The organism is Staphylococcus sp. EG-SA-2, assembly GCF_017152085.1.
This window is the reverse complement of record NZ_JACYHC010000917.1, coordinates 1-11,914: the sequence shown is the minus strand read 5'-3', so window position 1 is coordinate 11,914 and position 11,914 is coordinate 1. Positions and strand designations below refer to the sequence as shown.

General features: G+C 32.1%; 8 protein-coding genes and 2 pseudogenes. 1 reads left to right on the top strand and 9 read right to left on the bottom strand.

The window, feature by feature from the left end; all coding sequences use genetic code 11:
* Nucleotides 1–207: 207 nt before the first annotated feature.
* Genes ggt through IDG60_RS16200 form a run of 4 tightly spaced genes read right to left on the bottom strand, consistent with a single transcriptional unit; the run spans nucleotide 208 to nucleotide 6,691 of the window.
* Nucleotides 208–2,214: a gamma-glutamyltransferase gene (gene ggt / locus IDG60_RS16215; protein WP_000236427.1), complete on the bottom strand. Its 2,007-nt coding sequence runs from the start codon at nucleotides 2,212–2,214 to the stop codon at nucleotides 208–210.
* 37 nt (nucleotides 2,215–2,251) lie between these two features.
* Nucleotides 2,252–4,027 (bottom strand): ABC transporter substrate-binding protein, encoded by a 1,776-nt coding sequence (locus tag IDG60_RS16210; protein ID WP_000720816.1) that lies wholly within the window; start codon nucleotides 4,025–4,027, stop codon nucleotides 2,252–2,254.
* Between the two features lie 16 nt (nucleotides 4,028–4,043).
* Entirely contained in the window at nucleotides 4,044–5,207 is a 1,164-nt protein-coding gene (locus IDG60_RS16205; RefSeq protein WP_000240113.1) for an ABC transporter permease, read from the bottom strand.
* Between the two features lie 5 nt (nucleotides 5,208–5,212).
* Nucleotides 5,213–6,691, bottom strand: coding sequence for an ABC transporter permease (locus IDG60_RS16200; RefSeq protein ID WP_206160921.1), 1,479 nt, complete (start codon nucleotides 6,689–6,691; stop codon nucleotides 5,213–5,215).
* On the opposite strand from IDG60_RS16200, the gene IDG60_RS16195 reads away from it, so the two are divergent.
* Nucleotides 6,648–8,240: an ABC transporter ATP-binding protein gene (locus IDG60_RS16195; protein WP_000067352.1), complete on the top strand. Its 1,593-nt coding sequence runs from the start codon at nucleotides 6,648–6,650 to the stop codon at nucleotides 8,238–8,240. The genes IDG60_RS16200 and IDG60_RS16195 overlap by 44 nt on opposite strands.
* A 264-nt stretch (nucleotides 8,241–8,504) precedes the next feature.
* Here IDG60_RS16195 and IDG60_RS22645 read toward each other — a convergent pair.
* The 5 genes and pseudogenes from IDG60_RS22645 to IDG60_RS16175 form a co-directional block, all read right to left on the bottom strand.
* A pseudogene (locus tag IDG60_RS22645) lies at nucleotides 8,505–8,576 on the bottom strand (hypothetical protein); the annotation flags it as partial.
* 173 nt (nucleotides 8,577–8,749) lie between these two features.
* Nucleotides 8,750–8,947, bottom strand: coding sequence for a helix-turn-helix transcriptional regulator (locus IDG60_RS16190; RefSeq protein ID WP_000794565.1), 198 nt, complete (start codon nucleotides 8,945–8,947; stop codon nucleotides 8,750–8,752).
* Nucleotides 8,948–9,112: 165 nt separating this feature from the next.
* Nucleotides 9,113–9,835 (bottom strand): ATP-binding cassette domain-containing protein, encoded by a 723-nt coding sequence (locus IDG60_RS16185; protein ID WP_000960712.1) that lies wholly within the window; start codon nucleotides 9,833–9,835, stop codon nucleotides 9,113–9,115.
* A gap of 11 nt (nucleotides 9,836–9,846) precedes the next feature.
* Entirely contained in the window at nucleotides 9,847–10,311 is a 465-nt protein-coding gene (locus IDG60_RS16180; protein ID WP_001793228.1) for a stage II sporulation protein M, read from the bottom strand.
* A 37-nt stretch (nucleotides 10,312–10,348) separates the two neighbouring features.
* A pseudogene (locus tag IDG60_RS16175) lies at nucleotides 10,349–11,785 on the bottom strand (hypothetical protein); the annotation flags it as partial.
* Nucleotides 11,786–11,914: the final 129 nt, after the last annotated feature.

Sequence of the window (11,914 nt, the reverse complement as noted above, 5' to 3'; positions counted from 1 at the left end):
ATCACATCAAGTTAGATTTTAGACTAACTATTGTGGTGTACATCAAAAACGAATTTGTGGGGCGTTTTATATTTTACAAAGGCGACTAGCGTTTCTTATAACAACTTCAACATTACTACACTCAAGCATCACTCTAAAGTTTGAAATCGAACCCTTTCGTTCAACAAAAATCAAAATCCACTTCAAACTATATATCAAATACATAAATTATCTTGTGATACTATCTCGATCATATCTATAGTATGCATTTGTGTTTGCTTTCACTGAATGATATGTTTCATCAGTTAAGTATAAACTGTCATCCTTTAAGGTAACTTGATAACCTTTCTTCCGTGCCAACCAGGCAATATCTATATAATTTTTTCCGGCGATTTCATAACTTCTTAAATCTTCAATATGCACACTAACTTCAGGGAAAATGATTCTAATAACACTTTCATCAACCCAATATTTGTCATGCATCCACCGCACTTGTTCAGCATATAATGGCAACTGCATATCATTGAAATATACTCGATGGGTGTCATTATCGTATATTTTCGGACTAGGTAATGGTTGTTTTCTAATTGATAATACATCGCCACCTATCACTGTGCCTTCCCTCGTATCATCAGCACCTCCCGACGCGTCACGTGTATTCAAGTCAACCTGTAACCCATGTACATCTCCAATATAGGCATCTGGTTTATGTTCCATTGCATGTCCACGTGCAATCAATGCTAATATTGTAGATTGTGAAAATTGAGGCTCCCATTCAATGCGATTAGGATGGCTACTATAAATTCTAGGTTCATCTATAGCCTGCTGAATATCCATGCCAAACACTAATACATTGATTAATGTTTGCGCAACACTAGCAATGATACTTATGGCACCAGGTGCACCTACTGTTAATATCGGCTTCCCGTGATGCATCACAATCGTTGGAGCCATGTTACTTAGTGGTCGTTTATATGGTGCAATTTCGTTAATACCACCATCTACTACATCAAAGCCATCCATTGTCGTATTCAATAACACACCGTAGCCTGGAATCGTGATACCTGAACCATAAATCATACCAATTGATGTCGTAAATGAAGCAATATTACCTTCCTTATCAATCACACAAAAATGAGTTGTTTCGGTATGATTTTCTTCAACATCTGTATGACTAATGCAATCAGACACAACACCATGCTCTATATCAATATTTGCTTTATTGCTATTAATGAGCGTACTGCGTGCTTTTAAATAATCGTCATCAATTAATGACTGTACAGGCACCTCATGAAAATTATCATCCGCCAAGTATTGCGCGCGATCACTATATGCTAAATGCATCGCTTGTATCAAATGATGCAAGTAATCGACAGATCTTGGACCCATAGATGGTAAATCGACATGTTCTAATAACTTCAATATTTGAATGACCGTGATACCGCCAGAACTAGATGGTCCCATTGAATAAATGTCATAGTCTTTAAATGTCGCACTGATTGGCGCTTTAATCTGAATGTCATAATTGGCTAGATCCTCTAAAATGATTGTCCCACCACATGCTTTAACAACATTGACTAATTGTTTCGCAATGTCACCTTTATAAAATGCATTAAACCCTTGTTCTCTTAATATTTGAAATGTCTTACCTAATTCGGGTTGTACAATCCAATCACCTTCACGCCAATATTGATTTTCATGCGTAAATACTTGTGCCGTTTCATGATACTTTGTCAATCGTGCGTGTTGCTGGCGCGAATATTTTTCAGTAGCCCAATTGGCTGCATGACCTTCAATGGCTAGTTCAATTGCAGGATTAATTAAATCTTCCAATGACAATTTAGCATAACGCTTGTGAATATAATCAAACAGCTTTGGAATTGCTGGCACAGCGACAGTTTTACCATGTGTAGTCATATCAAAAAATGATTTATATTCGCCTGAATCATCTAGATAAAATTGTTTGTCTACATGTTCAGGTGCTGTCTCACGTGCATCAAACGCAGTTATACTGCCAGTACTTTGCTCATAATATAGCAAGTACCCGCCACCACCAATACCTGATGCAAATGGTTCTACCACATTCAATGCCAGTTGAATTGCAATCACGGCATCCATGGCGTTGCCACCTTGATCTAATACATCCTTACCAATTTTAGCCGCAAGAGGATGTGATACGGAAATTAACCCTTCTTTAGATGTTTTTGTCTGTTTGTCATTTAAGTTAATGACCATACTATATCCTCCTACTTTCTGTTAAATATTTAAAACATTATTGATTGATGGCTTTTTCTACTTTTTCTAAATCTTGACGTTGCTCGTTACCAGTATCGACAAGTGGTGTAATCGGTGATGCAATTTTAAATTTATCGCCACGATAAAACTTAATAAATTGATCCTGATCTATCGCATTAACTACTGCTTGTCTCAAGTTTGGATGCGTCTTAAATATACCTTTTTTAATATTTAGCATTAAAAAGACTGACTTGCGTCCATTTTTGCGAATAATGCTTAAATTTTTATCCGACTTAATTAAATCAAAATGTTTTTGATTCACATCTGCCAACATATCAATTGAATGATTTCTAAGTTCTGACAATGCATTATTCGGATCACCATTAAACTTCAATGTAATATTTTTAATTTTAGGTGATCCATAACTACCTTTTTCTGTTTCGTTGAATCCTGGATTACGTTGAAACGTTGCTTGATATGCATTTTTCTGTGTCATAATGTATGCGCCACTTGCATAAAGCGCATTTTTCCCATCTGAATTTGCAGGAATTGTACTGCTATCCCCATATCCTTTTGGATATTCTTGATTTACTTGATTAACAAATTTTTTAGATAAAATGCCTGCCGAAGAGTGTGTTAAGTAATTTACCTCTCGAGGCATCGATTGATCTGTCGTAATTTTAACAATTTGATAAATACCGTCTTTATTATTTACTTTTTGACCATCTGTCGTTAACGATTTGACGTTATAAGCTTTAATCAACTTATCATAGATTGATTTATCATCCTTGTCTTTCTCTTTACGCAACTGATCGATGTCCTCATCTTTTAATATCTTGATGTCATTTATATGTTTGTGCATATTGTAAGTATTATTGTTAGGCACAGACTTTTTATCACGTGCTCTATCTAAAGAAAACTTAACATCTTCAGCCGATACACGCTCTCCAGTATTACGTGCTTGTCCATTGACCACTTTCGCAAAATAATCATCATCTCTTAACAAGAAATAAAATGCTTTATTGTCCTTATTCACAGCATAATCACGACTTAACGAACCTTTCGTTGTTAAGTGATCATTTTCATCTAATAATAATAACCTTGTGTACATATTCATATTAATTGAATATACTGACGGCGCAATTGAACGTATTGGATCCAATGTAGGAATTTCACCATCTTGTTGTGTCATCACAAGTGGCCGCGTATCTCGTTCTCTACTATTGTTGTAATCAAATTGTTGCCATATTAATGCACGTGAATTTGGCAATCCAACACTATTTTTATCTAACACTTTATTGTCATATACTAAATTCTTTTTTGATCCATATAAAGGCGCCATATACCCTTTATCAAATACAACTTCATCTTCAATTTGCTTATATGTTTGTTTAACATCTGCTTCATTTTGAGTAGAAGCTTTATTTAACAACTGGTCTACATGTTTATCTTTCAATAAACTATTTGATCCTGTAGAACTAAATAATGCCGTCATAGCATAGTTCGGGTCACCAAACACTGTCATCCAGTCATCAATTTGGATATCATAATTGCCGGCTTGACGTTGTGTACGATAGCTACCATAATCTGGTTGGATATTCATCTTCACGTTAAATCCTGCATTTTCCAATTGATCTTTAACGATATTCATATCATTTTCATAACTTGCTTGTCCTAGGAAATGTATTGTTGGTCGCTCGCCTTTCACTTCAACTTTCGATGACTTTTGAGCCACTTCTGATTTCGTAGGGACACCACAACCACTTAATACCAACGCTAAAACTATAATTGCGATACTAATGATTTTCTTCACATCTATCCCTACCTTTTTAATGAATTCTTGGATCTAGTGCATCACGCACTGCATCACCTATAAAATTAAATGCTAAAACGACGAACATAATACAAACACCAGGTACAATAGCTAAATTACTGTGCGTTTCCAAGTAGTTACTACCGGTACGTAAAATGTTGCCCCATTCAGCTACATCAGGTGCAACACCAAGTCCTAGGAAACTTAAACTACTTGTTGTTAATACAACCACACCTATATTTAATGAAAAACGTACAATCATAGGCGCAATCGCATTCGGTAAAATATAACGCCATATGATATTCCAAGTGTTTTCACCAGTGATACGTGCTGCATCTACATATTCCATGCGTTTAATTTCTAAAACACTGGCACGCATTGTCCGTGCAAATGATGGTATATTACCGATACTTAAAGCAATAATTAAATTTGGAATACTTGCTCCAAATGATGCAATAATTGCCACCGCTAACAATAATGATGGAATTGCAAACACTACATCTAAAATTCGCATTATTAAATTATCAATATGATTAAAATAACCTGCGATAGTGCCTAGTAACACACCAAAAATAACTGCAATAACTACTGAAATAATTGAAATTGAAAATGTCAGCTTCGTTCCTACAACTACGCGTGTAAATAAGTCTCTACCGAAATCATCAGTACCAAACGGATAGGCTAGACTCGGTCCATGTAACAGTGCATTGAACTGATTTTTAGTAGCCAATGTCGTATCAAATGTAAATTGTGACACAATTGATAATGTCAGCATGTAGACTAAAATAAGTAACCCGATAATCGCAATACGATGTCTAGTAGTTTTTCGTATAAACGATTCCCACCCGTTATAACTATGTATTTGCGATGTACGTTGGTAACGTCTAATACTTACAAACATTAATAATGTAAATACGTTGCCTGTTAATGCCATCAACAATAACAACACTTCGACGATACGTCGCCATAGGTCATGATGCTTCCATGTTTGTTCCGTTGTTAAAATGATAATTAAAATGATGGTTAAAATGATTAGCAATGTTTCAGCAATATAGAACGTATCGGCCACATAACCTTTAAAAAGATTTAATGCACTCGTTAACATAACTAAAATATAAGTTGCTATAGCATAACTTGCGAATAGTTTTAAGGAAGCTATCTTTGTTGTAAGTTTTACCATATGCCTCACTTCCTTTCGTTAATTTCACTACGTAATTTTGGATCGATTAAAGCATAAAATATATCAATAATTAAGTTTGCTAAAGATATTTCAATTGATATATATACGACCCCACCCATGACTGCTGGGATATCAGGTATTAGTTGTTTTTGGACGATATAACGCCCGATACCATTAATGTTAAATACTTGTTCCGTCACTGCTGAACCGCCTAGTAACTCTGCCACTAGAAGACCAACTAACGTTACAATTGGAATAATGGCATTTTTCAAAATATGTTTAATAACAACTTGTGTCGTCGATAATCCTTTTGCATAAGCAGTTAAAACATAATCGCTGCGCATTACTTCAAGTACAGAAGACCTTGTCATACGCGTGATAGAAGCAGCAATACTTGTTCCAATGACAAGTACAGGTAAAATCAACGATATTGGATGTTCTGGCATATAAGATGGTGGCAAAATATCCAATTTCAATGAGAACGCTAAAATGAATAATAGCCCTTGCCAGAAACTTGGAATAGATAAACCAATTAATGCAATTATCATTAACGTGATATCAAGCCAACTATTTCGCTTCATCGCACTGATAATACCAATTGGTATTGCAATAATTAATGCCACAATTAGCGCTAATACTGCGACAATTATTGTAATTGGAATTCTTTCGCCAACTGCTTTAGTCACAACCTCATTCCCTTTGTAAGTCGTACCTAAGTCAAAGGTAAAAACACCCTTGATGGTATCCCACAATTGAATAAAATAAGGTTCGTTAAGATGATGTAATACATTGAATTGATGTATCTGTGCCTTTGTTGCATTTTGTCCCAGTATGCTATAAGCCGCATCAAGCGGTGAAAAATACAGAATGGTAAACACACTGACAATAACACCAATGATGACAATCACAGCCATGACAATTCTCTCAAAAATATATCTAACTAATGGCTGTAAATAAATAGTCAATAAGATGAACATCGGCAAGGCCAATATTACTTTGATCATGATGAACTTATGAAATAATAAATTTTCAAAGTATGTTGAAAAATGTGCTTGTTCAATATTCTTTGAACTCGTATTAGAACTTTGTGCCTTGAATATTTTTAATGCTTCTTTATGTATTTGTGTGGATGACTTTTGCTGCGATAAATATTTATATTTTTGATGTAACGCTCGTTCAATTTCTGAAATTTCAGAATTATTAGCGTAAAAATTTTTTCTCTTAGCAGAAAAGAAAAACTTTATCACTGCATATAAAAATATTGGCAAGCTTAATACCGATAATACAAACTTGTAAAATGCCTTGTGATACAACGACTTAAAAGATTCTAAATAAGTAATTATGATAATCACTCCTTGTAAAATAATCTTGAGTAGATTACTATGATATACAAAAGTATAGAATAAATTTACACATTTGTGAATAGGGAGGCACAACATCATGTCAAATTTATTAGAAGTCAACAGTCTGAATGTACAATTCAATTATGATGAAACTACAGTTCAAGCGGTAAAAAATGTCTCTTTCGAATTACGAAAAAAACATATCCTAGGTATTGTTGGTGAATCAGGATCAGGAAAAAGTATTACTGCTAAATCTATTTTAGGGCTACTACCAGATTATCCAGATCACACATTAACAGGAGAAATTATTTTTAATGGGCAATCGTTAAATAATTTATCAACTTCAGCGTTACAACAAATTCGAGGTAAGGATATTTCAATGATTTTTCAAGATCCACTCTCTTCGTTGAATCCAAGATTAACGATTGGCAAACAAATTACAGAAGTACTATTTCAACATAAACGTGTATCTAAATCTGAAGCAAAGTCGATGACAATAAACATTTTAGAAAAAGTAGGTATAAAACATGCAACTCGACAATTTGATGCTTATCCACATGAACTTTCTGGTGGTATGCGTCAACGTGTCATGATAGCAATGGCATTGATTTTAAAGCCACAAATTTTAATCGCAGATGAACCAACAACGGCATTAGATGCCAGTACACAAAATCAATTACTGCAGTTAATGAAGTCCCTTTATGAGTACACAGAAACATCTATTATTTTTATCACTCACGATTTAGGCGCTGTGTATCAATTTTGCGACGATGTGATTGTAATGAAAGATGGAAGTGTCGTTGAAAGTGGCACGGTTGAAAGTATTTTTAAATCGCCACAACATACCTATACAAAACGCTTAATAGATGCGATTCCTGATATTCATCAAACGCGTCCGCCAAGACCGTTAAACAATGATATTTTATTAAAATTCGATCGCGTGAGCGTGGATTACACATCACCGAGTGGCAGCCTATACCGAGCAGTTAATGATATTAACTTGGCTATTAGAAAAGGCGAAACATTAGGCATTGTCGGTGAATCAGGGTCAGGGAAATCGACATTAGCTAAGACGGTCGTCGGTCTAAAGGAAGTGTCAGAAGGCTTTATTTGGTATAACGAATTACCATTAAGTTTATTTAAAGATGATGAATTGAAATCTTTACGACAAGAGATACAAATGATTTTTCAAGATCCATTCGCATCTATTAATCCAAGATTTAAAGTCATTGATGTGATTAAACGACCACTAATCATTCATGGGAAAGTCAAAGATAATGATGACATTATTAAAACTGTCGTATCGTTGTTAGAAAAGGTTGGCCTAGATCAAAGTTTCTTATATCGCTATCCACACGAATTATCTGGTGGGCAACGTCAGCGTGTAAGTATCGCGAGAGCACTTGCTGTAGAACCTAAAGTGATTGTTTGCGACGAGGCAGTGTCCGCTTTAGACGTTTCAATTCAAAAAGATATCATCGAGTTATTAAAACAATTACAGTTAGACTTCGGCATCACTTATTTATTCATCACACATGACATGGGTGTTATCAATGAAATATGTGATCGCGTTGCAGTTATGAAAAATGGCGAAATCGTTGAACTGAATAACACAGAAGATATTATCAAACATCCGCAATCAGACTATGCAAAGCAACTTATTTCAGAAGTAGCAGTTATTGCTAAATAAAAGTCATGCGTTGTGTAACTTTATCACTGTATGGTCTGGAATAAATCGGGCAACCTCTGATGTGTTATGTTAGATGACTTTGTCATACTAACTATATTGTGCTAAGTTAGGGCTCGGCACCATATCAAGTTTTAAGTGCCTTGCCATGATTTAAGGGTCACACCCATACTCTGGGCATTTTGACGCCAGAATAAATCCCCCGCCACTATGTGAAGTGCGGGGGATTATTTATATTTTATTAGAATATTCAGATTTTCGAGTGTGTCAACTTAGCTTAGTCAATGTATATTTAACATCAATTACTCTTTTTCTTTCATAATTAACACATTCAAATAAATGACATTTAATACTTTTCTCGATTAATTTTCTTTTTTAATTCTATTTTTGATTTAATAATGCTATATTTCGGTATTTTAAATTTATAATACGTGTGTTTTCTTTTCAAAATAATAGCAGTTTCTGAGAAGAAATATATTGTCGACTTTTAGATTATCTTTCAATAAGCTCTTTTATTGTGGTTTCTCTCCAAATATCTCATCCAAATTTTTATTCAACACCGAACAAATATTTTTACATAGTGATAGAGAGGGGTTATGTACACCCTTTTCTATAAGAGATATTGTTTGTCTAGTTACTCCAACTTTATTTGCTAGCTCCTTTTGAGTCATAGATAGTGAAACTCTAGCTATTTTCAAATTATTTTTCACTTTTAATTATTCCGGCTTCTTTTTTTTATAAGATTAACTAGACATATATAACCAAAATAAATAATTGGGAAACCAACTACATATGTAAAAAATTGTTTACTTAATCCATTAATGTAGAACATTATGACTGAAGTTAAAATATATACTACACTCATTACTAACAAATCATTTTTCTTCATAAGGTATCACCTCTTTTTGACTTTCTAACAACCATGTTTCTAACGTGGTTTGATTAAATGACTGTGCTTTTCGTTTATCTGTAAAACATCCATCTTTTAACAAATAAATATTTTCTGAGAGTTCTAAAATTGTATTAGGCAAATGACTAGTGAAAATTATTATCTTTTCTTTAGAAACTAATCCCTTTAAAATTCGTGTGAAATTTTTTTGAGCAACATGGTCAAGGGCATTAAATGGTTCATCTAATAATAAAACATTTGAATCTACTAATAACATAGAAGCAAAATTTAGTTTTTGCTTCATACCACTTGAAAAATTATATACAGGTATATTTAGATCTTCTATATTCAAACCTACATCTTTAATAGTTTTCTCAATAGTTATTTGATCTATTTTCCGATTATATAGGCTACATATTAAGTACAAATTATCTTTAGCACTTAAATTTTCATAAAAAAAGGGATTTACTGGTGTGTAAAAAATCTCTTTTTTTAGTGTGCTATTTTCAAAAATACTTTCACTATTTAAATATACATCACCTTTTGTTGGCATCAATATACTACTAATAATATTTAACAAAGTCGTTTTACCTGCCCCATTTACTCCCACTATGCAATTGATGCTCCCACTTCTAAACTTAGCATTCACATTATTCAAAACCATTTTTGAATTAGTAAATTTTTTTTGAAGATTATTTAAAACTAGCATGATACACTTCCTTAATTTATGGTTACATAAACTTCTAATAATGATGCGATTATTGTTAATACAATAACAGTTATTATTGTTGTTACAAAATTATGGAACATCTTATTTTTTATTTTATTTTTCTTTACCATTCTTTGATAAAGGTATGATAAAAAACCTAATGAGAATGTTGAAGCAATTAAAAGTGCTAAAATCTCAAATATAGCGTGTGGCGCTAATACTAATAGAATAGATTTTAATTGATTGCTATAGATTCCATGTGCTATAAAAAAGCCTAACATCCCAGAATTTATGAGTAACATACCTATATTTAACAGACCAAGTGTCAGAAAACCAAATATTGCAGAGAAGAAATAAATTAAATTATGAAAGAAAATCTCTTGTAAATTTAAATCTTGAGCAACTATCATTTTACCTAAATCAATATTTAATAAGTAATAAACCAAGCATCCCAATAATCCGCCTATTATTAACACCAATATATTAAAAATAAAAATTTTTTTGTATTTAATACTATAAATATAAATCCCTCTTTCTCCAAGACTTTGTTATTTTTTGTTTAGAAAACCTAATAAACAACGAAACAAGTATTAAGGCTAAAATGTTGAAAATAATTATAAAAATCATTATGTCAATATAATTACGTTGAGATAAGTAACCTACAAATAGAATTAAAAAATATGATGACGATAAAAAATTCTTAACTTTATCAAAAACAGTATCTTCAAGAAAAATTTGTTCTTCAAAAGACTCTAATTCACTGTAATGTTGATGATTGAAATGTGGAGATAAATACGAAGGTAATAATGATAAATTAGGAATTATTACTGTATTGATGATTATTATTTCAAATCCAATTATATATAAATATATGTCTTGATTTAAAAATATTGCTAATAAAATAATAGCAAGTATTGTTTCTTTAAAACCAATAAAGCGAATTAGAGATAATTTAGAATCGTAAATTTGTTTAAAATCAGTGTTTGACATCCTATACAAACCGATACTTTTTCTATCTGAATCAAAACGTAATGATTTAGTAAAAAAATCCGTCCCCGCAGAAAAACTATCACGAGTTATAGTGTTTAATATCAAAATAAAAATAACTGCATTAGCTAACTGATTATATGCCATCTGTGAAAAATAGATTAAACACCCTAAAAAGAACCATATTGAATAACTAATATAGAAGAAAGGTTTATGTAAATTAACTTCTTCTTTGTTACTTATCCAGTGTTTTAGCTGTATTGTTGTTATAGCTTTTATTGAAATTGGCAACGAAAAATTAATATTTGTTGAAGATAGATAGATATCTTCTTTTCTATACCAAAACCCTATTTTATTTAAATAATATAACGCTATAAATAAAGCTATTGTAATAATCACAAATGATATATTCACAAAGTTTAATCTCATAAAAATAGTGTGAGGTGATATATAATCTAATAATTGCATAACTTTTTCATTAATAATAATGACTTCGTTCTTTATATCCTGAAAATAACTATACCATTCAAAAGTTTTCTTACTTTTTATTACATATGTCGAAAAAACTAAAAAGGGCTTTATTAATAAATTTACTAAAAGAAATGAGACGACAAATCCAATAACAGAAACAATGCTTCCCATCATAAAATTAAAAACACAATAGTGATAAGAAAATAATTTTTTTGTGCTTATGACTTTAATATTTATAAAAATAATTTGAATTACATAAGAGATTGTTGAAAAGTATATTAGTGCACAAAAAACCTTGAGGTTAAATATAAAAGGACTAATATGATATAAACTAATAGCCATACCAACTATCAACAAATTAAAATATCCAACAAACTTTTTTAAAACGTCTGAAGCATATATCAAGTTAAAAATGTCAACTTCTCTCAAACTAGATCTATATAACAGCTGTTTATCCATTGGATTGATCAATAATTTAGTTCTAGGTATTAATGAGTCAAGTCCAGACTCCTGTGTAAAATGCTATACAATGTTTTTACCATTTCTACTTATCAAAATTGATGTATTTTCTTGAAGAATAAATCCATTCATCATGTAGGTCCATAAGAACGGCTCCAATTA

Coding starts and splice junctions, on each gene's coding strand:
- ggt (WP_000236427.1), bottom strand. CDS start 2,214: ATGGTCATTAACTTAAATGACAAACAGACAAAAACATCTAAAGAAGGG.
- IDG60_RS16205 (WP_000240113.1), bottom strand. CDS start 5,207: ATGGTAAAACTTACAACAAAGATAGCTTCCTTAAAACTATTCGCAAGT.
- IDG60_RS16195 (WP_000067352.1), top strand. CDS start 6,648: ATGTCAAATTTATTAGAAGTCAACAGTCTGAATGTACAATTCAATTAT.
- IDG60_RS16185 (WP_000960712.1), bottom strand. CDS start 9,835: ATGCTAGTTTTAAATAATCTTCAAAAAAAATTTACTAATTCAAAAATG.